The organism is Pseudomonas paraversuta, assembly GCF_904063065.1.
GTDB lineage: Bacteria > Pseudomonadota > Gammaproteobacteria > Pseudomonadales > Pseudomonadaceae > Aquipseudomonas > Aquipseudomonas paraversuta.
Window position 1 is genome coordinate 368,637 of the sequence record NZ_CAJFCL010000001.1, and the last position, 23,490, is coordinate 392,126.

The window sequence follows — 23,490 nt, forward strand, 5'->3', positions numbered from 1 at the left end:
ATAAAGGCCTTACCGACCGATTCGGTGCCTGTACCAGGAATAATTCTAATGAACTGTATTCAAGCACGCTTCAACTCCCTGCTAAGCCACAACAGCCGCAGCGACTGCCCGCCTCCACTGTTGACTGCGCAACTGGCCAGCAAGCTTATCGATCGCCTGGAGCGCATGCGTCTGTTCGCCCATGCCTACCCCTTGCTGACCAACCTGACCCACGGTCGGGTCAAGCCCGCTGAACTGCTGGACTTCGCCTGGCGCCATGAGTTGCAAGGCCTGAGCCTGCATCTGCTGGATGGCGAGGCCAACAGCCTGAGTAACATGAACCCGCAACAGCTTCAGGAGTTTTCCCATAAGGCAGCAACGCTGGGCCTGGACATACATCTGGAGATCAGCAGCACCCGCAAAGAAGACGTGGATCAGGTTATCGCCATCGCCAAGGCTATCGGCACTCGCAACATCCGGGTCTATGCGCGTTATGAAGGTCATCTGTCACGGGTAATGGCACTGATCGAGGAGGATCTGCGCTATCTGGCGCAACAGGCAGACCTGCACGATCTGTTCTTCGACTTTGAGCAGCATGAAGAGTTGAAAAGCCATGAAATCGCCCAGTTGCTCAGCCGCCTGGATCACCCCCGCCTGCATGCGTTGTTCGACTTCGGCAATATGATCAATGCCTGCGAGCAACCCTTGACGGCCCTGAAGCAGTTGTCTGCGCACATCCGCCAGGTGCACATGAAAGGGGTACGCGTGGTACCCGAGAAAAATGGTTTCGGCCATTACGGGGTGCTGCAAGGGGGTACCGAAGATCACCTGCCAAGTGCGCGCATGATGTTCGAGCTGCTGATGCTCGGCGAGCAGGAGCCGCAGGTCATCGCCTTTATTCTTGAGCAGGAAAATCACTACGCCGCCCCCGCCTTCCGCCAGTCGGATGAGACACAAGACCCTTTCATCGAGTACCGGCAGATGAGTGAAACGGCACTGCCGCCGGGGTTTTGCGCCGAACGCATGATGGCTGCAGAGCACCAGTGGGCGAACAACCAGATTCGCTATGTGCGCGGCCTGCTCGGTGAGCTGAAGGTTCTGGCACAGCTGACACTGGCGGATACGCCGGTCTGTGCCTGACCCCGCACCACACTCGCCAAAACGTCACGTTACTTTCTGTGGAAAACAAAAATGACCGCACAGACAAAAGCCAAATGGCTGCGTTTCCTCGTCCTCATTCTTGGCGGCGGAACCATCTATAAACTCGCCAGCCTGAAAGATGCCTTTTACGTTCCCATCCAGCAATACATGGGGCTGAGCCATACCCAACTGGGCACGTTACTGAGTGCCAACGCTATCATCGCCACAGCGTTATTCGTGGTCGGCGGTTATCTGGCGGACCGCTTTGCCACACGTAAACTGATTCCCCTGGGGTTGATCGGGACAGGCAGTCTGGGACTTTACCTGGCCACCTTTCCCGGCTTCGACAAGATGCTGATCGTGTTCTGCCTGCTGGCAGTCTGCGCTGACTGTATCTATTGGCCTGCCCTGCTCAAGGCTGTGCGCAATCTTGGCGAGGAAGGCGAACAAGGCCGCATGTTCGGTTTTCTGGAGGGTGGCAGGGGCATCGTCGATACACTCGTGGCGTTTTCAGCCCTGGGGGTGTTCGTTGCCATGGGCTCGGGCGAAGCAGGCCTGAAATCGGCCATCGTCTTCTATTCTCTGGTCGATATCTTTGCCGGGATCATCACCTGGTTCCTGCTGCGAGACAGCAAGACAGCCCCCGCCCCCAAGAAAGAGGACAGCCTGTCGGGTATGTCCGGATTGCTTGAAGCCATTCGGATTCCGGGGATCTGGCTGGTCAGCTTCAACGTGTTCATGGTCTATATCGTCTACTGCGGCCTGACCTATTTCATTCCCTACTTAAAGGATATCTACGAACTGCCCGTGGCACTGGTCGGTGCCTACGGCATCATCAACCAATACTTCCTCAAGATTCTGGGCGGGCCGGCGGGCGGCTTCATGGCAGACAAGTATTTCAAGAGCCCGTCGCGCTATCTGAAATGGGCGTTCCTGGCCCTGATTCCCGCCATGGCCGCGGTGTTGCTGGTGCCCAAAGGCGAACACTTCATTTATATCGGCATGGCCGCCACCCTCTCGTTCGCGCTGATTGTTTTCACCATGCGCGGCGTGTTCTGGGCTCCCATGAGCGAGGTGGGGATTCCTCAGCGCATCACCGGCTCGGCCTTCGGAATTGCCTGCCTGATCGGCTATGCGCCCGGCATGTTTGCCTACGTGATTTACGGTTCGATCCTGGACCACTTCCCGGGCCAGCAAGGCTACAACTATGTGTTCAGCCTGATGAGCCTGTTTGCCGTCATTGGCTTCATGGTTTGCAGCCTCTTGTACCGCGTAGTGCGCAAGGAAACAGCCGGCGCCCCTGACAGCGATCTGGTCCGGGCCTGAGTATTCAACCAGGGCGAAGGTGAGTCACTTGCCTTCGCCTGCGGTTGTCGACCACTGCGGTGCTATCAATAGCGGCGGCCTTGCCAACTGCCGCCTCAGCGGATACTTGCCAGCAACCCTGGCAAGGCATGCATCAGGGCGCTGATGGCAAAACCGATGAACATCACGCCACACAGCCGGGTAATCAGTCGTTCATGGCGTTGATACAGCGCCCGCACGTGCCCGGCGCCAACAATGCCAATCAGAATTACATAAGCTGCGGCGCCCCCCAAAAAGCTCAACACAATCAGCCACGGCAGCATTGACCAGGTCAGCAGTTCGGCACGACTGGACAGCAGCGCAGTGAAGGTGGCCACCGCAACGGGGTAGGCCTTGGGGTTGGTCAGGCCAAACAGAATGCCGTGGGCAAAAGGCTGGCGCGCAGGGCCTTGCCGGGCCTCGTTGCCAGGCTGGGCGCGCACTGCACGCAGCCCCAGCCAGAACAGATAAAGACCGCTGAGCAAGCCCAGAATGTTGAATGCGGTACTACCGAACTCCCGCGCCCCGACAATGGCAATCAAGGCAGTGCTGCACCAGATCACGTCACCCAGCAAATGCCCGCATAGAAATCCGGCCCCGGCACGTCGACCGCGGGCAGCGCCAATCCCGAAAACCGCCAGCACCCCGGGTCCCGGGGTAATGCCATAGATAAAGCCAGAAGCCAGTACCGCCAGTAACAACGAAAGTGTCATGCAAAACGCTCCAGAAAAATCGTGCCTCAGGCTGTCCATTGGCCCGCGAGGTGGCAAGATTCTGCACGTTCGGCAGCGCTCTGTAACCGAATGCCCGGGAAAAATTTGCATAGGGCTCAACAAAACCCTCAACGCGGGTTTTGCCGGCTAGTGGCGGCGCCCCAGAACGTTGACCACCAGACGGTCAACCCAGCCCCAGATTCGCTGTTTGACCCGTCGCCATAGAGGACGTGACTGCCAGGCTTGCAGGCTGATGGGCATGCTCTGGGCGAAGTCGGTGACAAAACTGGCGGCCACTGCCTGAGTCAGCACCGGGTCCAGCGCCTCCAGATTGGCCTCAAGGTTAAAGCGCAAATTCCAGTGGTCGAAGTTGCACGAGCCAATACTCACCCAATCGTCGATCAGGACCATTTTCAGATGTAAAAAGCACGGCTGGTATTCAAATATCTGCACCCGGGATTTGAGTAGCCGCGGGTAGTAACGATGCCCGGCATAGCGTACTGACGGATGATCGGTACGCGGCCCGGTCAGCAACAAGCGCACATCGACGCCCCTGTTCGCCGCACGACGCAGCGAGCGACGAACGCTCCAGGTGGGCAAAAAATAGGGGGTGGCGAGCCAGATGCGATGTTGCGCACTGTTAATCCCACGCACCAGCGATTGCAGAATATCGCGATGCTGGTGGGCATCGGCATAAGCCACGCGCCCCATACCTTCACCTTCATCGGGGACCCTCGGCAAACGCGGCAAACCGAAGTGCGTTGCAGGTTTCCAGGCCTTACGGCTGATATTGGCGCGCCACTGGCGATCAAACAGCATCTGCCAGTCCTGCACCAACGGCCCCTGGATGGCGACCATGACTTCATGCCAGTCGCAGGTGTTTTGGCCGGGCTGCCAAAACTCATCGGTCACCCCGGTGCCACCGACCACGGCCAATTGATGATCCACCAGCAATAGCTTGCGATGATCGCGATACAGGTTGTTCAGGCCCCGGCGCCAGCTCAACCGGTTGTAAAACCTGAGCTCGACCCCCGCATCGGTCAGTCTGCGCCGCAAGCCCGGGGTAAACGCCAGACTGCCGTATCCGTCAAACAGACAACGTACCCGCACTTCGCGCCGGGCCGCCTGTTCCAGGGCCTGGACTATGGCTTCGGCACAGTCGCCGGCCTCCACCAGATACAGTTCCAGATCGACATGTACCTGCGCCTGGTCGATAGCCGCCAGCATGCGAGGGAAAAATTGCGGGCCGTCGATCAGCAACTCGAATTGATTGGCGCTGCGCCATGGAAACACTGCGCCAGCCATATCAGCGGGCCGTGAAAATCAGCACCGCACCCACCGGTACTGAAAAACTGATGGCCGACAAGCCGGCCATTTTCCGCAGGGTTTCGAGCTGGGGTTGCAAGCCAAAGTCTTCGGCCTGCAGCATCAGCGGTTCAAGTGTCACCACTTGAAAACGCCGCTCATCAAGACGGGTGGCCAAGAGTTCGGCTTCGTAGGTGTGCTGCTTGCCACGCAGGCTTACCGTGACCGGCAAGTGCAGCTCCAGTTGCGCGCCATTGGCCAGGTCATTGATGGGCTGCAGATCGATCTGCGCGGTGATTTGCGCTTCCGGGAAGTTTTTGAAATCGAACAACAGGTCGCGCATGCGCTCATCGCGCAACGGCACCGCACTGTTGACCGAGTCCATTTCGATCCGCAATTGCGCGCGGCCTTTAGGATCGACCTTGCCGTGCAGCACTAAAAAACGATGCAGGTCGGCGACATTGGCATTTTGCGTGGTGATAAATGACAGCCTTGAGGACTCACCGTCCAGGTACCAGTTGGCCTGGGCAGACAGGCTCACGCCGAGGGTCAGGCACAGGGCGCAGGCAGAAGATAAAAACGCTTTGAACATAAAAACTCATAGGCAGATAAACGTGGGCGAACATTACCCCGAGTCCGGGTACTTGCAAGTGCTGTGGCGGAAAATTTTCATACAGCCTTAGGACGCTTATCCGATCCTACAGTTCCTCCAGTAAAGCACTCCCATAGAGCCTGTCATACAAGCATCACCCAAACGTCACGGTGATGACATTGCACCTGCCTAGCCTGAAGTTGCACCCCTCAGTCGATTGGCAGAAAACCAAGGCAGGCACCATGCCTGCACGGAGATTCGCAATGTCCCAGCTCGTCCGTATCCGCGACACGGTTCAAGAACGACGCCTGAAGGCAGAACGTCTGATCGGCCCCGGCGCCTTGCGTGAAGCTCAAGCCCTGCGCTTTCGCGTATTTGGCGGCGAGCTGAAGGCAAAACTCAAGAGTGCCGAACACGAACTGGATGAGGATGATTACGACGCCCATTGCGAGCATATCGGCGTTCGTGACCTCAATAGCGGCCAACTGGTAGCCACCACCCGCCTGCTCGATCATTGTGCGGCGCTGAACATCGGCCATTTTTACAGCGAAGAAGAATTCAGCCTTCACGGGCTGGCGCACCTGCAGGGCTCAGTGCTGGAGATCGGCAGAACCTGTGTCGACCCGGCCTACCGCAATGGCGGCACCATCGCTGTGCTCTGGGGTGAATTGGCCGAGGTCCTCAATCAGGGCGATTACCACTACCTGATGGGGTGCGCGAGCATTCCGATGCAAGACGGCGGCGTCCAGGCCCAGGCGATCATGCAGCGTCTGCGTGAACGCTACCTGAGTAACGTGCACTTGCGTGCAGTACCTAAAAAACCGCTGCCGGCCCTGGATATTCCAGCCAACGTCATCACCGAAATGCCGCCACTGCTCAAGGCCTACATGCGCCTGGGTGCAAAGATCTGTGGCGAGCCGTGCTGGGATGAAGATTTTCAGGTCGCCGACGTCTTCATCCTGCTCAAGCGTGACGAGTTGTGCCCGCGATATGCCCGCCATTTCAAGGCGGCCGTGTAATGCAGCGCCTGCGCCAGTATGGCCGGGTAGTGCGGGTTCTCGCCGTGGTCAGTCTGGGCCTGGGCATGGCGAGTCTGTTCGGGCTGATGGAGCGCTTGCACCTGGACAGTACGATGGCCCGTCGACAGCGCTGGTCGCAATTTTTCATGACCCGCCTGTGTGCTGCCCTGCCCTTTCGCGTCACCCTGGTGGGCGAGGTGCCTGCAACGCCAATGCTGTGGGTCAGTAACCATGTGTCATGGACCGACATTGCCCTGCTCGGAAAACTGACGCCACTGTCTTTCCTGTCCAAGGCCGAGGTTCGCGGCTGGCCAGTGGCTGGCTGGCTGGCCGCCAAGGCAGGCAGCCTGTTCATTCGCCGGGGCGCGGGCGACAGCCAGCTGGTTCGCCAGCAAATGAGCCGGCATCTGCAACAACAACTGCCGCTGCTGATGTTTCCCGAAGGCACCACTACCGATGGACGCTCCGTACGCACGTTTCATGGGCGTTTGCTGTCGGCGGCCATTGAAAGTCGGGTGGCGCTGCAACCGGTTGCGATTCGTTACTTGCGCAATGGCGAGGTCGACCGGATAGCACCCTTCATTGGCAACGATGATTTGCTGTCCCATTTATTGCGTCTGTTCAGCCATGAACAGGCGGACGTCGAGATTCATCTGCTTGAGCCAATTGCCTGTGACCGGCAGGAACGTGCCGTGCTGGCCTATAGAGCCCAGGAGGCGATAAGCCGAGTGCTCAGTGGTGCGCCGCGTAACTGCAGGAGCGAGCCTGCCGGCGCTGGCATCTGCGTGCAGGACACTTGAACCCGGGCGACTAGGGCAACAGCGAGCGCTGTTGTCTGGCGTACGTCTGTAACTGCGGATAAAACGCCCGGAAATCCTCACTGAGGGGCTCATACAGCGCGTGCAGATCCGCCATCGCCCCGGCCAGTTCCTCTGGCCGCGAAAGACGTCGGGCAATGCCCCGGAACACTTGTTCCAGTACCGCGAAATCCCGATAGGAGCCAAGCCAGTCATCCGCCGCCATGTGCGGCGCGATGGCGGCAAGACGTTTGGGCAATTGCGGCTGCGTCACCAGCACCTGGTAGAAACCTGAGGTAAAGCGGTCCAGAGGACCTTCGGCATACTGCGCCCAGTCCCGGGCCAGGCAATGGTCGAAAAAAACGTCAAGCACTATGCCGGCATAGCGCCGGCGGGTCTGGCTGAATCGCGACAGCGATTGATCGACCAGGGGATGCGCGTCGGTAAATACATCAATGCTTCGATGCAGCTGGATCGCAGATTCGATTTGAGGGCTGTATTCGCCTTGCAGGCGTCCTTTTACAAAGTCGCCATACAGGCTTCCGAGTAATTCGTCAGGGCGCTGGCCGCCAAGGTGCAGATGTGCGAGATAATTCATGCCGGGCAGTTTAACACTGCCACACCAATATCGTTATAACCCGATATACCGATTTATGCTGATTCAAGAAGCAAATCGTATTTGTATATCGCGATATAACGATTTAAAGTTCGCAACTTCGCGATATAACGCTGCATTTCAATGAGCACCACCACCATGCCGATCGACCTCGACGAAATAATAAAAGCGCTGGCACACCCAGTACGCCGAGAAATCATTTGCCTGCTTAAAAACCCGCAAGTGGAGTTCCCCGACCAGCATCACAGCACTGAACACGGCGTCTGCGCCGGACAGTTCGACCAACGTTTCGGCCTGTCGCAATCCACTGTCTCCGCCCATCTGGCCACCTTGCAACGCGCTGGTCTGATCAGCAGCCAGAAGGTTGGCCAGTGGCACTTTTTCAAACGCAATGAGGAAACCATCAAGGCTTTCCTCGCCGCAATCAACCAAGAGCTTTAACAAGGATTTCCAATGCCCCTCTCGCTACTCATTCTGGCGCTCAGCGCTTTCGCCATCGGGACCACCGAGTTCGTGATCATGGGGTTGCTGCCCGATGTCGCTGCGGACCTTGGTGTGTCGATCCCGGGCGCAGGCTGGCTCGTCACCGGTTATGCACTGGGTGTAGCTATCGGGGCGCCATTCATGGCGCTGGCAACTGCCAAATTGCCGCGCAAGGCAGCCCTGGTGGCGCTGATGGTGATATTTATCATCGGCAACCTGCTCTGCGCACTGGCCAGTGATTACAACGTGCTGATGTTTGCCCGTGTGGTAACCGCCCTGTGTCACGGCGCGTTCTTCGGTATCGGCTCGGTAGTGGCTGCAGGCCTGGTACCGGCCAACAAGCGCGCTTCGGCAGTGGCGCTGATGTTCACCGGTTTGACCCTGGCCAATGTGCTGGGCGTGCCCCTGGGTACCGCACTCGGTCAGGCGGCAGGATGGCGTTCGACGTTTTTCGCGGTGACCGTGATTGGCGTGGTGGCGTTGATTGGCCTGATCCGCTTCCTGCCTGCCAAGCGTGACGAAGAGAAACTCGACATGCGTGCCGAACTGGCCGCACTCAAGGGCGCTGGCATCTGGCTCTCTCTGAGCATGACGGCGCTGTTTTCCGCATCGATGTTCACTCTGTTCACCTATGTCGCGCCCTTGCTGGGCGATGTCACCGGCGTCTCGCCCAACGGTGTGACCTGGACCTTGTTGCTGATCGGCCTGGGCCTGACCGTGGGCAATATCATCGGCGGCAAGCTGGCTGACAAGCGTCTGGCCGCGACCTTGATCGGCGTGTTCATCTCGATGGCGGTTATTTCCACCGTTCTTAGCTGGACCAGTGTCGCGCTGATTCCGACCGAGATCACTTTGTTCCTCTGGGCCACCGCTTCGTTTGCCGCCGTGCCCGCACTACAAGTGAACGTCGTGACCTTCGGCAAGGCCGCCCCCAATCTGGTATCCACCCTGAACATCGGTGCTTTCAACATCGGCAACGCGCTGGGCGCCTGGGTTGGCGGCAGCGTGATTGCCCACGGCTTCGGCCTCACCAGCGTGCCACTGGCTGCCGCGGTTCTGGCGGTTCTGGCATTGCTGGTCACCCTGATTACTTTTCGCCAGAACGGCAATCCCGAACTGGCCACTGCCACACATTGATCCTTGAGAGGGCTGCATAAATGACCACGATTTTCGATCCGATCAAGCTGGGCGACCTTGAACTGCCTAACCGCATCATCATGGCCCCCCTCACCCGCTGCCGCGCCGATGAAGGGCGGGTTCCAAACGCGCTGATGGCTGAGTATTACGTTCAGCGCGCGTCGGCAGGGCTGATCCTGAGCGAAGCCACTTCGGTAACGCCAATGGGCGTCGGCTACCCTGACACCCCCGGCATCTGGTCTGCCGACCAGGTCCGCGGCTGGGGCAACATCACCAAGGCGGTCCACGCGGCCGGTGGCCGTATCGCGCTGCAGTTGTGGCACGTTGGCCGGATCTCCCACGGGATGTATCTGAACGGCGAAGCCCCTGTTGCACCAAGTGCCATTGCAGCTAAAGGCCATGTAAGCCTGGTGCGTCCAAAGGTGGATTTCCCCACCCCACGCGCACTGGAAACTGCCGAGATTGCAGACATTGTCGAGGCTTACCGTGCCGGCGCCGAGAACGCCAAGGCCGCAGGCTTTGACGGCGTAGAAATCCATGGTGCCAATGGTTACTTGCTCGATCAGTTCCTGCAAAGCAGCACCAACAAGCGCACCGACCAGTACGGCGGCTCGATCGAGAACCGCGCCCGTCTGCTGCTCGAAGTCACCGATGCCGCCATTGATGTCTGGGGTGCCGGCCGGGTTGGCGTGCACTTGTCGCCACGTGCCGACCTGCACGACATGGGTGATGACAATCTGGCTGAAACCTTTGGCTATGTCGCCCGTGAACTCGGCAAGCGCGGTATCGCTTATATCTGTGCCCGCGAGCATGAAGCGCCAGACAGCCTCGGCCCACAGCTCAAGGCAGCCTTTGGCGGCCCGTACATCGTCAATGAGAGCTTCACAAAAGACAGTGCCAATGCCTGGATCGCAGCGGGTAAAGCCGATGCTGTCGCGTTCGGTGTGCCATTCATTGCCAACCCGGACCTGCCAGCACGCCTGAAGGCCGATGCACCGCTCAATGAAGCAGACCCGCAGACCTTCTATGCTAAAGGCCCTACCGGGTACATCGACTATCCAGCGCTGTAACGCCTGACCCGGGAACAGGCGCACACTGCACCTGTTTTCTGTCTGTAACGCAAAACGCCCAGGGCCATTGCCCTGGGCGTTTTGCGTTTGATTCGGGTAACCGGCTCAACGATGAATCGCCGCTGCAGCCACTTTTTTCAAGGCAAAAAAAGGGGCGGTTTGACCCGCCCACATTTTTTCCCTATTCCCTTTTGTCCCTTTCATCATCCTGATGAATCACGTCCTGCGATTGTCCCTGAGCACTCATCCTTGAGCACTGTGTCGATCCGTCGGCACAGTTGAGATACTAAAGACTTTAAGAATGGCTGCAAGCGCATCAGTTAGGGTTTTTAAATCCGGATCAGACTTAACAAAACAATAAAAATGTTTAAATTCAATAAGTTACAACTTGCTGAAGTCAGAAGCAGACTATCCGCAAGCCTGTTTTCGCCCTTGGCTTACATGAAGGGTAAGCAAAGGCTTACAGCCCATGACAGATAAAGTTCCAACCCCTGCCTGACTGCACTTTTGAGACTGACCGGTCACCCGCACGCACTCAAAAAAACCCCTTGGCAGCAGCGGTCCAGATTCTGCGGGCACAAAAAAGCCCCGAGTATTTCGGGGCTTTTTAGCGAGCAGGATGCCTGTTACTGAAACAGCGACTCACTGGACAAACCGTTGCGCTCAAGGATCTCGCGCAAACGCTTGAGCCCCTCGACTTGAATCTGCCGAACACGTTCGCGTGTCAGACCAATCTCCAGACCAACATCTTCGAGGGTACTGCTTTCATGACCACGCAACCCGAAGCGGCGAATCACCACCTCACGCTGCTTGTCTGTAAGTTCAGACAACCACTGATCGATACTTTGCGACAGGTCATCGTCCTGAAGCAGCTCGCAAGGATCTGTAGGTCGATCATCTGTCAGGGTATCGAGCAGGGTTTTATCGGAATCAGGGCCTAAAGAAACATCCACCGAGGACACCCGCTCATTCAGTCCAAGCATGCGCTTGACCTCTGCGACGGGTTTTTCGAGCAGATTGGCAATTTCTTCAGGGGAAGGTTCGTGATCGAGCTTTTGCGTAAGTTCGCGTGCAGCCCGCAAATAGACATTGAGCTCTTTGACGACATGAATCGGCAAACGAATGGTGCGGGTCTGATTCATGATCGCCCGTTCAATCGTCTGGCGGATCCACCAGGTGGCGTAAGTCGAGAAACGGAAACCGCGCTCGGGGTCAAACTTCTCTACTGCGCGAATCAGTCCCAGGTTGCCCTCTTCAATCAGATCCAGTAGCGAGAGCCCACGATTGACGTAGCGACGGGCGATTTTCACCACCAGACGCAAGTTACTTTCAATCATGCGCTTGCGCCCGGCCGGATCTCCACTTTGCGACAAGCGCGCAAAATGAACTTCTTCTGCTGGGGAGAGTAACGGAGAAAAGCCAATTTCATTGAGATACAGCTGGGTCGCATCGAGCGCCCGGGTGTAGTCAATGTACTTGTGCTGTTTTGTAGCGGTCGCTTTTTTGGACTTGGTGCGGGCAGTAGGGGTTGATTCGTCGTCTTCTGACATCAAGTCGCTGTCGATGCCGGAGTCCATAAGGAGCACCTCATCGTCGATGTCAAACCCCGGGGCTTCTTTACTGAGAGCCATTGTTGTAGTCCTTTGGTGAGTTCGACCTCAAGCTCAAGCTTCGCCTATATCCTTGGCAATGCTGGAGCCTGTTCCTTAACTACATCAGGAACAGGCTGGTAAGCGATCAACGGCGTGGAAGGAATTGCAGTGGATCTACAGGTTTACCCTGACGGCGAATCTCAAAGTGAAGTTTCACCCGGTCTGTACCAGTTGACCCCATTTCGGCAATTGTCTGTCCGACCTTGACCTGCTGCCCCTCCCGAACCAACAGCCTACGGTTGTGGCCGTAAGCACTGACGTAGGTATCGCTGTGCTTGATGATGACTAATTCGCCGTAGCCCCTCAATCCACTGCCGGCGTAAACAACTGACCCATCAGACGCAGCCAAAACAGGCTGTCCCAAATCTCCGGCGATATCAATACCTTTATTCAAACTACCGTTTGAAGAAAATTTGCCAATCAAAATGCCATTAGAAGGCCATCCCCAGCCTTTGGGAGCAGGGCCTGCAGGCAGTGCCGCAACGGCCGCTGGCGCAGCTGCTGCGGTGCTCGCGCGTTTGATTACCGTGGTTTTGCTGCCTGCAGAATTCGAGACGACAGTCGTGGTGGTGCCACCTGCGGGCAGGGTTCCGGCACGTCCGTCAAAGCGAATTGTTTGACCTGGGACAATAGTGAAAGGAGCCGCAATATTGTTTTTCGCCGCTAGAGCCTTCCAGTCCCAGCCGTAGCGAAAAGCAATTGAGAACAACGTGTCGCCACGTCGCACCACGTATTGCCCGGTTGTTACCGCCGGACGCTGAGCGACCCCGTTGCGGTCAACCACACGCACGCCATTCTTGGGTGTGCTGGAGCACGCGGCCAACAAAACCAGGACGGCACTCAGGCATAGACCGACTACCAGTCTGTGATAGCTTTTGGTTCCCATACGCTGCGCAATGACTGTGAGACTCACCCGCCGCTCCCTTTGAAGATGGCTAAATATTAGTACGCCAGTATTGGCCATGGTTTGGCGCAAGTATAACTGGCAACACAGCTTTACAGACGGCAAAGCCAAATCATAAAAAATTCAGGCAACGACAGAGCCCGACCGCTGCGCAGTATGACCTGCAGCCGGCCCCATAATTCAGCAGGGCCGAACAAAGACTCAGGCCAGGGGCCCGTTGAGCAGCGGCACAAAGCGCACATTGCCGATCACCCGCCGGGCAAAACCGTGCTCTTCACGTACGATCAGCATCAATTGCTGAACCTCGCCTGCACCCACCGGAATCACCAGGCGCCCGCCGGGGGCCAATTGATCCAGCAGCGCCTGGGGTACATCGGTCGCCACCGCGGTCACGATAATGCCGTTATAAGGCGCCAGCGCAGGCCAGCCTTCCCAACCGTCGCCCCATCGGAACACCAGGTTACGCAGGTTGAGCTCGAGCAGTCGCTCCTTGGCCCGATCCTGCAACACCTTGATCCGTTCTACGGAAAATATTCGCTCGACCAGCTGCGAGAGAACCGCGGTCTGATAACCCGACCCGGTCCCAATCTCCATGACCTTGTCCAGCGGGCCGTCCTCAAGCAGCAACTCGCTCATGCGGGCGACCATATAAGGCTGGGAGATGGTCTGGTTGTTGCCTATGGGCAGCGCCGTGTCTTCATAGGCCCGGTGCGCCAGTGCTTCGTCCACGAACAGATGCCGTGGCGTACGCCGAATAACCTCAAGCACTTTCTGGTTAACGATGCCCTCTTCCCGCAGGCGCTGAATCAGCCGCTCCCGGGTACGCTCGGAGGTCATGCCAATGCCGCGATGCATCAGGCCATCCTGTTCACGCCCCATCACCCCAGACCCTCCAGCCAGACACCGAGGCTTTTGAAACCATCGCCAAAAGTGCGGTCAAGTTGCAGCGGCGTGATCGAGACATAGCCCTGCATCACGGCATGGAAGTCCGTTCCCGGGCCGCCATCCTCTGCATCACCGGCAGCCGCAATCCAGTAGCCGGCCTTGCCACGCGGATCCACAACCCGAACCGGCGCCGCAGCACGGGCACGATGCCCCAGACGCGTAAGTTGAATACCGCGAATTTTATCGAGCGGCAGATTGGGAATATTCACGTTCAGGACAGTACGCGGCGGCAAGTCCAGCACCCCGTGCGCTTCAACCAGCTTGCGGGCGAAATAGGCCGCTGTCGGCAAGTTGTCCAGTTGACGCGACACCAACGAAAACGCGAACGAAGGGTGATCGAGAAAACGCCCCTCAAGCGCTGCAGCCACAGTCCCTGAATACAGCACATCGTCACCCAGATTGGCACCCAGGTTAATTCCCGAGACCACCATGTCCGGCTGCTGCTCCAACAGACCATTAAGGCCCAGGTGAACGCAATCGGTCGGCGTGCCATTAATGCTGATAAAGCCATTGGCCAGGGTGTGCGGATGCAAGGGCCGATCCAGCGTCAGTGAACTGCTCGCCCCGCTTTTGTCTTGCTCGGGCGCAATCACCACGCACTCGCAATAATCGGCCAGCGCGCCATAAAGCGCGGCCAGACCCGGGGCAGTGACCCCGTCATCGTTTGAAATCAGAATACGCATAGGCTGTCCGTTTGACCCAAAGGCACCAGATCAACAAGTTCTCGCACCAGGACAGTAGCGAAGCATCCGGCCGGCAGAACAAATTCCAGTTGCAGAATGTCAGGCTCCGGATAATGCCACGTCAACCGGCCAATGGGCAGCCGCAGGATACGCCGTTCATGGCTCATGCCTGCTCGAACCAGCCAGTCACGCAAATCTGCTTCGCGCCCGGCAATGGACTGTTCCAGTTCATGGGTTGCACCGGTGGTCGGCGACTCGCCCTCGCCCCACAAGGGACCGGTGGGATGAAGGTCGAGAATGCTCAGTCGCGGGTCGCTGCATTCAGCCTCACCCGCCGCAAAGAAACTGCGACTGTCGGTAAAGGCCAGTAAATCGCCAACCTGTGCACGTTGCCAGCTACCATCGGCTACCCGCGCCGCCAGCACCTGATTGAACAGATAACTGCGAGCGGTGGACAACAGCCGCGAGCGCACATTGCGCTGCTCAGGCAAGGCTTTGCGCGCCGCATAGTCACGGGCCTCACCCAAATTACCGCCCTGCCAGCCGAAACGCTGGGTGCCGAAATAGTTCGGTACGCCCTGTTTGGCGATCAGTTCAAGACGTTGCGCCAACGCATCCTTGTCCCCGGCCAGTTGCGTCAGGCGCAGGGTGAAACCGTTGGCAGCATGGGCGCCGCGTTGCAACTTGCGTTTGTGGCGGGTGCTTTTGAGAATTCGCAGGGTGTCGTTTTCAGCGCCCGACATGTCAGGATCGGCCTTGCCCGGCAACTGCACGCTGAACCACTGGCGCGTCAGGGCCTGACGGTCTTTCAAGCCTGCGTAACTGACCGTACGCAGCGGCACGCCTGCGGCCTTGGCGATCCGCCGTGCGGCTTCTTCAGTGTTCAGCCCCCGCTTCTCGACCCACAACCACAGATGCTCGCCATCACCGGACAACGGAATATCCAGCACTTCATCAACCTGGAAGTCTTCAGCCGTGGCCTTGAGCACCGCGGTCCCCAAAGGCTCGCCGTAAGCCAGCGGCCCCAGCAGATCAAACTCGTTCATTCGCGAACCAACAACGCGACGCAATGCACAGCGATGCCTTCTTCACGACCGACAAAGCCGAGCTTTTCGGTGGTGGTGGCTTTTACGTTTACCTGGTCCAAATCAACCTCTAGATCCGCCGCAATCAGCGCGCGCATCGTTTCAATATGCGGCGCCATTTTTGGCGCCTGGGCAATGATGGTGTTGTCGACATTGCCGACTTTCCAACCTTTGGCATGGATCAGCCCGACGACATGACGCAACAGGACGCGACTGTCTGCGCCCTTGAAAGTCGGGTCGGTATCAGGAAAGTGCTTGCCGATGTCGCCCAGCGCCGCAGCGCCCAGCAAAGCATCGCTGAGTGCGTGCAACAGCACGTCGCCATCAGAATGGGCCAACAGCCCGAATTTGTGGGAGATCCGCACGCCGCCCAGGGTTATAAAATCGCCTTCAGCAAAACAGTGCACATCATAGCCGTGGCCAATACGCATAAAAAAACGCCCCGATTAAGTCAGGGCGTGATTCTACCCACTATTAAGCGCTTAGTGCGCTCGCGTGGTGACGCAAGTGGTCGTCAATAAAGCTGGCGATGAAAAAATAGCTATGGTCGTAGCCCGGCTGCAGACGCAAGTTCAACGGATGCCCCGCCAGTTTCGCAGCCTGCTGCAGTGCCTCGGGCTTGAGCTGCACACTCAGAAAGTCGTCCCGATCTCCCTGATCCACCAATAGCGGCAGCTTTTCACGGGCCTCGCTAATCAAAATGCACGCGTCCCATTCACGCCACCGCGAGCGCTCATCCCCCAGGTAATGGGAGAAGGCCTTTTGCCCCCACGGGCAATCCATCGGGTTGCTGATCGGCGCAAAAGCGGACACCGACTGATAGCGCCCCGGATTGCGCAACGCACAAACCAAAGCTCCGTGGCCACCCATGGAGTGTCCGCTGATCCCGCGTTTTTGCGAGGCAGGGAAATGCGCTTCAACCAATGCCGGCAATTCCTGCACCACATAATCATGCATGCGGTAATGCTGAGCCCAAGGCTGCTGCGTTGCGTTCAGATAAAAACCTGCACCCAGGCCGAAATCCCAGGCGCCATCCGGATCATCCGGAACCCCGTCGCCACGGGGGCTGGTGTCCGGCGCCACGATAATCAGCCCCAGCTCGGCGGCCATTTTCATAGCGCCGGCCTTGTGCATGAAGTTTTCATCGGTACAGGTCAAACCCGACAGCCAGTACAACACCGGCAGCCTGGCGCCCTGCTCGGCCTGGGGCGGCAAGTACACGGCAAATACCATGTCGCAACCCAGTACTTCAGAACGGTGCCGGTAGCGCTTGTGCCAGCCACCGAAGCTTTTCTGGCAGGAAATATTTTCCAGTGTCATGGACAGCTCCAAGCTTTCAGCTGCAAGCCACAAGTAAAAGCAGGCATGTGTTTCTCCCGCTTATAGCTTGTAGCTTGCAGCTCTTCGTCAGAAGTGGATTACAGTACGAATGCTTTTGCCTTCGTGCATCAGGTCGAAGGCCTTGTTGATGTCTTCCAGGCCCATGGTGTGGGTAATGAAAGTGTCCAGCGGGATTTCGCCGGTTTGCGCCATGTCGACATAGCTTGGCAACTCAGTGCGCCCACGCACGCCACCAAAGGCCGATCCACGCCAGACTCGGCCGGTGACCAACTGGAACGGACGGGTCGAAATTTCCTGACCGGCACCGGCGACACCGATGATGACGGACTCGCCCCAACCTTTGTGGCAGCACTCCAGTGCCGCACGCATCAGTTGCACATTGCCGATGCACTCGAAAGAAAAATCGACGCCGCCGTCAGTCATGTCGACTATCACTTCCTGAATCGGGCGATCAAAGTCCTTCGGGTTGACGCAATCGGTCGCGCCCAGTTGCCTGGCGATTTCAAACTTGCCCGGGTTGATATCGATGGCAATGATCCGCGCGGCCTTGGCCTTTACTGCGCCGATCACCGCTGAAAGGCCGATGCCGCCCAGGCCGAAGATGGCTACGGTGTCGCCCGGCTTGACCTTGGCAGTATTGATCACGGCACCAATACCCGTGGTGACACCACAACCCAGCAGGCAGACCTTCTCCAGCGGTGCGTCTTTTTGAATCTTGGCCACCGAGATTTCCGGCAACACGGTGTATTCCGAAAAGGTAGAGGTGCCCATGTAATGGAAAATTGGCTGCCCTTTGTAGGAGAAGCGCGTGGTGCCATCCGGCATCAGGCCTTTACCCTGGGTGGCACGAATCGCCTGACACAGGTTGGTTTTGCCTGACAGGCAGAATTTGCACTTGCGGCATTCCGGCGTGTACAGCGGGATGACGTGATCGCCCACTGCGACGGAGGTAACACCTTCGCCGATCGCCTCAACTATAGCGCCGCCTTCATGGCCCAAAATCGACGGAAAGATGCCCTCCGGATCGGCCCCCGACAAGGTGTAGGCATCGGTATGGCATACACCCGAAGCCACCACCCGCAGCAACACTTCACCCGCCTTGGGCATCGCAACGTCAACTTCGACGATTTCCAGCGGTTTCTTGGCCTCGAAGGCTACGGCAGCACGTGACTTGATCATCAATCGACTCCAGCAAAGTTAAAACAAGACCAGGAGTGTAAATCAGCGCTGACTGATTAATAATCCGGACAAAAGCAAAACATTATTGCCATACAGGGATAATCAACTGTGAATGAGAGCCGCTGGGAAGGCATTGATGAGTTTGTTGCGGTGGCCGAATGCGGCCAGTTCACCGCTGCTGCAGAACGCCTTGGCGTGTCCTCATCGCACATAAGCCGTCAGGTCGCCCGACTCGAAGAACGCCTGCAAACCCGACTGTTTTATCGCAGTACGCGCCGGGTAACCCTGACCGAGGCCGGTCAGACATTTTTACAGCACTGCCAGCGCTTGCAAGACGGCCGCGAAGAAGCCCTGCGTGCAGTCGGCGACCTGGCCAGCGAACCCAAAGGCATGCTGCGAATGACCTGCGCAGTGGCCTACGGCGAACGCTTTATCGTGCCGCTGGTGACACGTTTTATGGGGTTGTACCCGCAGTTACGGGTCGATATCGAACTGAGCAATCGTCCATTGGATCTGGTGCACGAGAGCCTTGATCTGGCGATCCGCCTGGGCCGGCTGCAGGACTCACGACTGGTAGCCACCCGCCTGGCACCACGACGTATGTATCTGTGTGCATCGCCGTCCTACCTGGAACATTACGGCCGCCCCCATAGCCTGTCGGAATTGAGCCGCCACAACTGTTTGATTGGCAGCTCAGATCTATGGCAATTGCAGCAGGACGGGCGCGAATTTTCGCAGCGGGTGCAAGGCAACTGGCGCTGCAACAGCGGGCAGGCAGTACTGGATGCAGCCCTGCTGGGGGTCGGGCTGTGCCAGCTACCGGACTATTACGTGCTGGAACATTTGAAGACCGGGGCTCTGGTGTCTTTGCTAGAAACTCATCAGCCACCCAATACCGCGGTTTGGGCGCTCTATCCGCAGCAACGGCACTTGTCGCCAAAGGTCAGGAAGCTGGTGGACTATCTGAAGGAAGGATTGGCAAAGCGTGAGGAGTATTTGGGTTAGAAACCTGTAGCAACGAGCTTGCCTCGCCATCTTTTGATCTTTTAAAAGATCGCGAGGCAAGCTCGCTGCTACAGAAGGATCAACGATTGACCCAGCGCAACCGCAGCCACTCGAGATCCTCGGGGCGGGTCACCTTGATGTTGTCCGAGCGACCCTCGATCAGGCGCGGCGCGAGGCCCGCCCACTCCATGGCTGAGGATTCATCAGTGATTTTGGCATCCGCCACCAGGCTATCAGCCAGGGCCCGGTGCAATGCTCCTAGACGGAACATCTGCGGCGTGTACGCCTGCCAGATCAGACTGCGATCGACGGTTTCAACCACCCGGCCATGCTTGTCGACGCGCTTGAGCGTGTCCCGCGCAGGAACCGCCAGCAAGCCACCGACCGGGTCGAGGGCCAGTTCGCGCAGCAATTTGTCCAGATCTTCACGGGACAGGTTCGGGCGTGCGGCATCGTGAACCAACACCCAATCGTCATCAGACGCGCCCAGTGCATGCAGATGCAGCAACGCATTGAGCACCGAATCGGCACGCTCGCGCCCGCCCTCTACCCGGGCGATCCGTGGATCGGCGGCACAGGGCAAGGAAGGCCAAAAAGGGTCATCAGAAGCAATGCTGACCACCAGCCCCTTGAGGCCCGGATGGTCAAGAAAACAGCCGAGGCTGTGTTCCAGAATACTGCGCCCGCCCAACTGCAAATACTGCTTGGGACGGTCCGCGGCCATACGAGCACCAACGCCCGCGGCAGGAATCACGGCCCAGAAGGCCGGTGACAGGGAACTCATTGGGCCAACTGGTAGAGGGTTTCGCCCTCCTTGACCATGCCCAACTCATGGCGAGCACGTTCTTCAACGGTCTCCATGCCTTTTTTCAACTCCAGAACTTCCGCATCCAGCACACGGTTGCGCTCCAGCAATACTTCGTTTTCAGCATGCTGATCGGCGATTTGCTGGGTCAGGTCGGTAACCTGCGCCAAACTGCCATTCCCCACCCACAGGCGATACTGTAGGCCAGCCAGCAGCAAGAGCAAGATGAGAAACAACCAATTAGGACTGCGCATCGAATATCAGGTATCCAGTGAAAAGACAGCCATGCCGAAAAACGTAAACAACCAATAGTACAAAGCCTGGAGAACCCAGGCTTGTACAGATTCAGATTAGTGTCAAAAAACTCGTCTAAGCGAAAATTCCGACACAACCTGCTGTCTTTTTACCACCAACTGCTTAGCCGCGAAACTCGCTGCGACCGTTGTACTTGGCTTTTGCGCCCAATTGCTCTTCGATACGCAGCAATTGGTTGTACTTGGACACGCGATCCGAACGGCACAGAGAGCCGGTCTTGATCTGGCCAGCCGAAGTACCCACTGCCAGATCGGCAATGGTGGAATCTTCGGTTTCGCCGGAACGGTGCGAAATCACTGCAGTGTAACCAGCGGCCTTGGCCATCTGGATAGCTTCCAGGGTTTCGGTCAGGGTGCCGATCTGGTTGAACTTGATCAGGATCGAGTTGGCGATCTTCTTATCGATGCCTTCTTTCAGGATCTTGGTGTTGGTTACGAACAGGTCGTCCCCTACCAGCTGAACTTTCTCACCGACTTTGTCGGTCAGGATTTTCCAGCCATCCCAGTCAGACTCGTCCAGGCCATCTTCAATGGAGATGATCGGGTAGCGCTGAGTCAAACCTTTGAGGTACTCGGCGAAACCTTCGGAGTTGAACACCTGGCCTTCACCAGACAGGTTGTACTTGCCGTCTTCGTAGAATTCGCTGGCTGCACAGTCCAGAGCCAGGGTCACGTCAGTGCCCAGGGTGTAACCGGCATTGGCGACAGCTTCGGAGATCACTTTCAGTGCATCTTCGTTGGAAGCCAGGTCAGGTGCGAAACCACCCTCATCGCCCACTGCAGTGCTCAGGCCACGAGCCTTGAGTACAGCTTTAAGGTGATGGAAGATTTCAGTACCCATGCGCAGCGCGTCGGAAAAGGTCTTGGCGCCAACCGGCTGCACCATGAACTCTTGAATGTCGACGTTGTTATCTGCGTGCTCGCCACCGTTGATGATGTTCATCATCGGTACCGGCATCGAGTAAACACCCGGGGTGCCGTTCAGGTTGGCGATGTGTGCGTACAGCGGCAGGTCCTGGTCCTGAGCCGCAGCCTTGGCAGCTGCCAGGGATACAGCGAGGATGGCGTTAGCGCCCAGGGAACCTTTGTTTTCAGTGCCGTCCAGCGCAATCATCGCGTGGTCCAGCGCTTTTTGATCAACCGGGTCTTTACCCAGCAGCAAATCGCGAATCGGGCCGTTAATGTTGGCAACGGCTTTCAAAACGCCTTTGCCCAGGTAACGGCTCTTGTCGCCATCACGCAGTTCCAGCGCTTCACGGGAACCGGTGGAAGCACCGGAAGGCGCGCAAGCACTGCCGATGATGCCGTTGTCGAGAAGCACGTCCGCTTCCACGGTGGGGTTGCCACGGGAGTCGAGAACTTCACGACCTTTGATGTCGACGATTTTTGCCATTGTTGTAAACACTCCAAAGTTGACGAAAACGACGCAGCTGAGGGAAATTTTGTCATCATCGACAAGGGCCAATCTGCAGGCAGCCTTGAGGACGATAAGGTTCGGAGCCAGGGGTCCGAGAAATCGTGCGGTACTTTACCGGAGAAACGAGGGTGATGCGGTTTCTATTGTCGGAAAACTCTTCACAGAAGTGTCTGCCGCAGACATCGGCGACCGCGGCTGCCAAGGCAAACACGTGGTCGTCGGTAGTCGGTAGCACGCAAAAACCAGGGTGATCTTCTGGAAAGTCCGCCAGAACCTGCGCGGACTTTCCATTACACCCTGCTGCTTAAGCGTTTTTTTCGTGCTGAGCCAGTGCAGCCTTGACGAAACCCGTGAACAACGGATGACCGTCACGTGGCGTGGAGGTGAACTCCGGGTGGAACTGGCAAGCAACGAACCAAGGATGATCCGGTGCTTCAACCACTTCTACCAGCGCGCCGTCACCGGAACGACCTGTTACTTTCAGGCCGGCTTCCATCAGTTGAGGCAGCAGGTTGTTGTTCACTTCATAGCGATGGCGATGACGTTCAACGATCACGTCCTTGGCATAGCAGTCGTGAACCAGAGAGCCGGCGGTAAGCTGGCAGTCCTGTGCACCCAGACGCATGGTGCCGCCCAGATCCGAAGTTTCGGTACGGGTTTCAACAGCACCGGTGGCGTCTTCCCACTCAGTGATCAGACCCACAACCGGGTGGCCGCTGTTGCGATCGAACTCGGTGGAGTTGGCGTCTTTCCAGCCCAGCACGTTACGTGCGAACTCGATAACCGCCACTTGCATGCCCAGGCAGATACCCAGGTATGGCACCTTGTTTTCGCGAGCATATTGAACCGCAGTGATCTTGCCTTCTACGCCGCGCAGACCGAAGCCGCCCGGGACCAGAATGGCATCGACACCTTCCAGCAGTTCAGTACCTTTGTTTTCGATATCTTCAGAATCGATATAACGCAGGTTGACCTTGGTACGGTTGGAAATACCGGCGTGGCTCATCGCTTCAATCAGCGACTTGTACGCATCCAGCAGTTCCATGTACTTGCCGACCATGGCGATGGTGACTTCGTGCTCAGGATTGAGCTTGGCGTCGACCACTTGTTCCCATTCGGACAGGTCGGCGCTGTTGCATTCCAGACCGAAACGCTCAACGACAAAATCATCCAGACCCTGAGCGTGCAGCATGCCCGGGATACGGTAGATGGTGTCGGCGTCTTCCAGCGAAATCACCGCACGCTCTTCAACGTTGGTGAACAACGCGATTTTGCGACGCGAGGAAATATCGACATGGTGATCGGAACGGCAGATCAGAACATCTGGCTGCAGGCCGATGGAACGTAATTCTTTAACCGAGTGTTGCGTTGGTTTGGTTTTCGTTTCGCCAGCAGTGGCGATATACGGAACCAGAGTCAGGTGCATCAGCATGGCGCGCTTGGCGCCTACTTCGATGCGCAGCTGACGGATTGCCTCGAGGAACGGTTGCGACTCAATGTCACCCACAGTGCCGCCAATCTCAACCATCGCTACGTCGGCATCGCCGGCGCCCTTGATGATTCGACGCTTGATCTCGTCGGTGATGTGCGGAATTACCTGGATGGTTGCACCCAGGTAATCACCACGGCGCTCCTTGCGCAGGACGTGTTCGTAGACACGGCCCGTGGTGAAGTTGTTGTTCTGGGTCATGGTCGTGCGGATAAACCGCTCGTAATGACCCAAGTCCAGGTCGGTCTCTGCGCCGTCGTGTGTGACGAACACTTCACCGTGCTGGAACGGGCTCATGGTGCCCGGATCAACGTTGATGTAGGGGTCCAGCTTCAGCATGGTGACCTTAAGTCCCCGCGCCTCCAGGATGGCTGCCAATGAAGCCGAGGCAATGCCTTTCCCCAATGAAGAAACAACACCGCCCGTGACGAAGATGTAGCGCGTCATGAAAAACCCTAGAAGTCTGCGTTAAAGCG

At 57.5% G+C, this 23,490-nt stretch carries 24 protein-coding genes; 8 read left to right on the plus strand and 16 right to left on the minus strand.

Going from position 1 to position 23,490, the window contains the following annotated elements:
• Nucleotides 1-48: 48 nt before the first annotated feature.
• Both JQ845_RS01705 and JQ845_RS01710 read left to right on the plus strand, forming a co-directional pair.
• Nucleotides 49-1,119 (plus strand): sugar phosphate isomerase/epimerase family protein, encoded by a 1,071-nt coding sequence (locus tag JQ845_RS01705; RefSeq protein ID WP_003440543.1) that lies wholly within the window; start codon nucleotides 49-51, stop codon nucleotides 1,117-1,119.
• A gap of 51 nt (nucleotides 1,120-1,170) precedes the next feature.
• Nucleotides 1,171-2,445 (plus strand): MFS transporter, encoded by a 1,275-nt coding sequence (locus JQ845_RS01710; protein ID WP_203008040.1) that lies wholly within the window; start codon nucleotides 1,171-1,173, stop codon nucleotides 2,443-2,445.
• Nucleotides 2,446-2,540: 95 nt separating this feature from the next.
• Here the strand turns inward: JQ845_RS01710 and JQ845_RS01715 are convergent, their stop codons facing one another.
• The 3 genes from JQ845_RS01715 to JQ845_RS01725 form a co-directional block, all read right to left on the minus strand.
• Nucleotides 2,541-3,176, minus strand: coding sequence for a LysE family translocator (locus tag JQ845_RS01715; protein ID WP_127196002.1), 636 nt, complete (start codon nucleotides 3,174-3,176; stop codon nucleotides 2,541-2,543).
• A 147-nt stretch (nucleotides 3,177-3,323) separates the two neighbouring features.
• A complete protein-coding gene (locus JQ845_RS01720; protein WP_203008043.1) occupies nucleotides 3,324-4,481 on the minus strand; it encodes a phospholipase D-like domain-containing protein in 1,158 nt (385 codons plus the stop codon).
• Nucleotide 4,482: 1 nt separating this feature from the next.
• Nucleotides 4,483-5,073: a YceI family protein gene (locus tag JQ845_RS01725; protein ID WP_003440535.1), complete on the minus strand. Its 591-nt coding sequence runs from the start codon at nucleotides 5,071-5,073 to the stop codon at nucleotides 4,483-4,485.
• Between the two features lie 263 nt (nucleotides 5,074-5,336).
• Between JQ845_RS01725 and olsB the strand changes: the two genes are divergently transcribed.
• Nucleotides 5,337-6,092: an L-ornithine N(alpha)-acyltransferase gene (gene olsB, locus JQ845_RS01730; RefSeq protein WP_160628328.1), complete on the plus strand. Its 756-nt coding sequence runs from the start codon at nucleotides 5,337-5,339 to the stop codon at nucleotides 6,090-6,092.
• Nucleotides 6,092-6,892 (plus strand): lysophospholipid acyltransferase family protein, encoded by an 801-nt coding sequence (locus JQ845_RS01735; protein WP_203008046.1) that lies wholly within the window; start codon nucleotides 6,092-6,094, stop codon nucleotides 6,890-6,892. Before olsB ends, JQ845_RS01735 begins: the two co-directional genes overlap by 1 nt.
• Nucleotides 6,893-6,902: 10 nt before the next feature.
• Here the strand turns inward: JQ845_RS01735 and JQ845_RS01740 are convergent, their stop codons facing one another.
• Nucleotides 6,903-7,487 (minus strand): acyl carrier protein phosphodiesterase, encoded by a 585-nt coding sequence (locus tag JQ845_RS01740; RefSeq protein ID WP_010655951.1) that lies wholly within the window; start codon nucleotides 7,485-7,487, stop codon nucleotides 6,903-6,905.
• A gap of 156 nt (nucleotides 7,488-7,643) precedes the next feature.
• Between JQ845_RS01740 and JQ845_RS01745 the strand changes: the two genes are divergently transcribed.
• The 3 genes from JQ845_RS01745 to JQ845_RS01755 are packed head-to-tail and all read left to right on the plus strand — an operon-like array spanning nucleotide 7,644 to nucleotide 10,195.
• Nucleotides 7,644-7,946, plus strand: a complete 303-nt coding sequence (locus JQ845_RS01745; protein ID WP_003440527.1) for an ArsR/SmtB family transcription factor — start codon at nucleotides 7,644-7,646, stop codon at nucleotides 7,944-7,946.
• Nucleotides 7,947-7,958: 12 nt separating this feature from the next.
• Complete coding sequence (locus tag JQ845_RS01750) at nucleotides 7,959-9,125, plus strand: MFS transporter (protein ID WP_003440525.1); 1,167 nt, start codon at nucleotides 7,959-7,961, stop codon at nucleotides 9,123-9,125.
• Between the two features lie 20 nt (nucleotides 9,126-9,145).
• Nucleotides 9,146-10,195, plus strand: a complete 1,050-nt coding sequence (locus JQ845_RS01755) for an alkene reductase (RefSeq protein ID WP_010655952.1) — start codon at nucleotides 9,146-9,148, stop codon at nucleotides 10,193-10,195.
• 626 nt (nucleotides 10,196-10,821) lie between these two features.
• On the opposite strand, the gene rpoS is transcribed toward JQ845_RS01755, so the two are convergent.
• The 8 genes from rpoS to JQ845_RS01795 form a co-directional block, all read right to left on the minus strand.
• Nucleotides 10,822-11,826 (minus strand): RNA polymerase sigma factor RpoS, encoded by a 1,005-nt coding sequence (rpoS, locus tag JQ845_RS01760; RefSeq protein WP_010655953.1) that lies wholly within the window; start codon nucleotides 11,824-11,826, stop codon nucleotides 10,822-10,824.
• A 106-nt stretch (nucleotides 11,827-11,932) separates the two neighbouring features.
• Nucleotides 11,933-12,760 (minus strand): peptidoglycan DD-metalloendopeptidase family protein, encoded by an 828-nt coding sequence (locus JQ845_RS01765; RefSeq protein ID WP_003440517.1) that lies wholly within the window; start codon nucleotides 12,758-12,760, stop codon nucleotides 11,933-11,935.
• Nucleotides 12,761-12,952: 192 nt separating this feature from the next.
• Nucleotides 12,953-13,588 carry a protein-L-isoaspartate(D-aspartate) O-methyltransferase gene (locus JQ845_RS01770; RefSeq protein WP_003440502.1) on the minus strand — a complete coding sequence of 212 codons (636 nt, stop codon included), beginning with the start codon at nucleotides 13,586-13,588 and terminating at the stop codon, nucleotides 12,953-12,955.
• Between the two features lie 41 nt (nucleotides 13,589-13,629).
• On the minus strand, nucleotides 13,630-14,379 hold the full coding sequence (gene surE / locus JQ845_RS01775; protein WP_003440501.1) for a 5'/3'-nucleotidase SurE: 750 nt from the start codon (nucleotides 14,377-14,379) through the stop codon (nucleotides 13,630-13,632).
• The gene (gene truD / locus JQ845_RS01780) at nucleotides 14,367-15,425 is read right to left on the minus strand and encodes a tRNA pseudouridine(13) synthase TruD (protein WP_161718006.1); all 1,059 of its coding nucleotides are present in this window, start codon (nucleotides 15,423-15,425) and stop codon (nucleotides 14,367-14,369) included. Before truD ends, surE begins: the two co-directional genes overlap by 13 nt.
• Complete coding sequence (gene ispF / locus JQ845_RS01785) at nucleotides 15,422-15,895, minus strand: 2-C-methyl-D-erythritol 2,4-cyclodiphosphate synthase (protein WP_203008048.1); 474 nt, start codon at nucleotides 15,893-15,895, stop codon at nucleotides 15,422-15,424. Before ispF ends, truD begins: the two co-directional genes overlap by 4 nt.
• Nucleotides 15,896-15,938: 43 nt before the next feature.
• The gene (gene fghA, locus JQ845_RS01790; protein WP_003440495.1) at nucleotides 15,939-16,784 is read right to left on the minus strand and encodes an S-formylglutathione hydrolase; all 846 of its coding nucleotides are present in this window, start codon (nucleotides 16,782-16,784) and stop codon (nucleotides 15,939-15,941) included.
• Between the two features lie 87 nt (nucleotides 16,785-16,871).
• Nucleotides 16,872-17,984 (minus strand): S-(hydroxymethyl)glutathione dehydrogenase/class III alcohol dehydrogenase, encoded by a 1,113-nt coding sequence (locus tag JQ845_RS01795; RefSeq protein WP_003440492.1) that lies wholly within the window; start codon nucleotides 17,982-17,984, stop codon nucleotides 16,872-16,874.
• Nucleotides 17,985-18,092: 108 nt separating this feature from the next.
• Between JQ845_RS01795 and JQ845_RS01800 the strand changes: the two genes are divergently transcribed.
• A complete protein-coding gene (locus JQ845_RS01800; protein WP_003440489.1) occupies nucleotides 18,093-18,989 on the plus strand; it encodes a LysR substrate-binding domain-containing protein in 897 nt (298 codons plus the stop codon).
• 79 nt (nucleotides 18,990-19,068) lie between these two features.
• On the opposite strand, the gene ispD is transcribed toward JQ845_RS01800, so the two are convergent.
• The 4 genes from ispD to JQ845_RS01820 form a co-directional block, all read right to left on the minus strand.
• Entirely contained in the window at nucleotides 19,069-19,773 is a 705-nt protein-coding gene (gene ispD, locus JQ845_RS01805; RefSeq protein ID WP_003440486.1) for a 2-C-methyl-D-erythritol 4-phosphate cytidylyltransferase, read from the minus strand.
• Nucleotides 19,770-20,048, minus strand: coding sequence for a cell division protein FtsB (ftsB, locus tag JQ845_RS01810; protein WP_003440483.1), 279 nt, complete (start codon nucleotides 20,046-20,048; stop codon nucleotides 19,770-19,772). The genes ispD and ftsB overlap by 4 nt, the downstream gene beginning before the upstream one ends.
• A 163-nt stretch (nucleotides 20,049-20,211) precedes the next feature.
• Nucleotides 20,212-21,501, minus strand: a complete 1,290-nt coding sequence (gene eno / locus JQ845_RS01815) for a phosphopyruvate hydratase (protein ID WP_003440481.1) — start codon at nucleotides 21,499-21,501, stop codon at nucleotides 20,212-20,214.
• A 328-nt stretch (nucleotides 21,502-21,829) separates the two neighbouring features.
• A complete protein-coding gene (locus JQ845_RS01820; protein ID WP_003440470.1) occupies nucleotides 21,830-23,461 on the minus strand; it encodes a CTP synthase in 1,632 nt (543 codons plus the stop codon).
• Nucleotides 23,462-23,490: the final 29 nt, after the last annotated feature.

Coding starts and splice junctions, on each gene's coding strand:
- JQ845_RS01705 (WP_003440543.1), top strand. CDS start 49: ATGAACTGTATTCAAGCACGCTTCAACTCCCTGCTAAGCCACAACAGC.
- JQ845_RS01710 (WP_203008040.1), top strand. CDS start 1,171: ATGACCGCACAGACAAAAGCCAAATGGCTGCGTTTCCTCGTCCTCATT.
- JQ845_RS01715 (WP_127196002.1), bottom strand. CDS start 3,176: ATGACACTTTCGTTGTTACTGGCGGTACTGGCTTCTGGCTTTATCTAT.
- JQ845_RS01720 (WP_203008043.1), bottom strand. CDS start 4,481: ATGGCTGGCGCAGTGTTTCCATGGCGCAGCGCCAATCAATTCGAGTTG.
- JQ845_RS01725 (WP_003440535.1), bottom strand. CDS start 5,073: ATGTTCAAAGCGTTTTTATCTTCTGCCTGCGCCCTGTGCCTGACCCTC.
- olsB (WP_160628328.1), top strand. CDS start 5,337: ATGTCCCAGCTCGTCCGTATCCGCGACACGGTTCAAGAACGACGCCTG.
- JQ845_RS01735 (WP_203008046.1), top strand. CDS start 6,092: ATGCAGCGCCTGCGCCAGTATGGCCGGGTAGTGCGGGTTCTCGCCGTG.
- JQ845_RS01740 (WP_010655951.1), bottom strand. CDS start 7,487: ATGAATTATCTCGCACATCTGCACCTTGGCGGCCAGCGCCCTGACGAA.
- JQ845_RS01745 (WP_003440527.1), top strand. CDS start 7,644: ATGCCGATCGACCTCGACGAAATAATAAAAGCGCTGGCACACCCAGTA.
- JQ845_RS01750 (WP_003440525.1), top strand. CDS start 7,959: ATGCCCCTCTCGCTACTCATTCTGGCGCTCAGCGCTTTCGCCATCGGG.
- JQ845_RS01755 (WP_010655952.1), top strand. CDS start 9,146: ATGACCACGATTTTCGATCCGATCAAGCTGGGCGACCTTGAACTGCCT.
- rpoS (WP_010655953.1), bottom strand. CDS start 11,826: ATGGCTCTCAGTAAAGAAGCCCCGGGGTTTGACATCGACGATGAGGTG.
- JQ845_RS01770 (WP_003440502.1), bottom strand. CDS start 13,588: ATGACCTCCGAGCGTACCCGGGAGCGGCTGATTCAGCGCCTGCGGGAA.
- surE (WP_003440501.1), bottom strand. CDS start 14,379: ATGCGTATTCTGATTTCAAACGATGACGGGGTCACTGCCCCGGGTCTG.
- truD (WP_161718006.1), bottom strand. CDS start 15,425: ATGAACGAGTTTGATCTGCTGGGGCCGCTGGCTTACGGCGAGCCTTTG.
- ispF (WP_203008048.1), bottom strand. CDS start 15,895: ATGCGTATTGGCCACGGCTATGATGTGCACTGTTTTGCTGAAGGCGAT.
- fghA (WP_003440495.1), bottom strand. CDS start 16,784: ATGACACTGGAAAATATTTCCTGCCAGAAAAGCTTCGGTGGCTGGCAC.
- JQ845_RS01795 (WP_003440492.1), bottom strand. CDS start 17,984: ATGATCAAGTCACGTGCTGCCGTAGCCTTCGAGGCCAAGAAACCGCTG.
- ispD (WP_003440486.1), bottom strand. CDS start 19,773: ATGAGTTCCCTGTCACCGGCCTTCTGGGCCGTGATTCCTGCCGCGGGC.
- ftsB (WP_003440483.1), bottom strand. CDS start 20,048: ATGCGCAGTCCTAATTGGTTGTTTCTCATCTTGCTCTTGCTGCTGGCT.
- eno (WP_003440481.1), bottom strand. CDS start 21,501: ATGGCAAAAATCGTCGACATCAAAGGTCGTGAAGTTCTCGACTCCCGT.
- JQ845_RS01820 (WP_003440470.1), bottom strand. CDS start 23,461: ATGACGCGCTACATCTTCGTCACGGGCGGTGTTGTTTCTTCATTGGGG.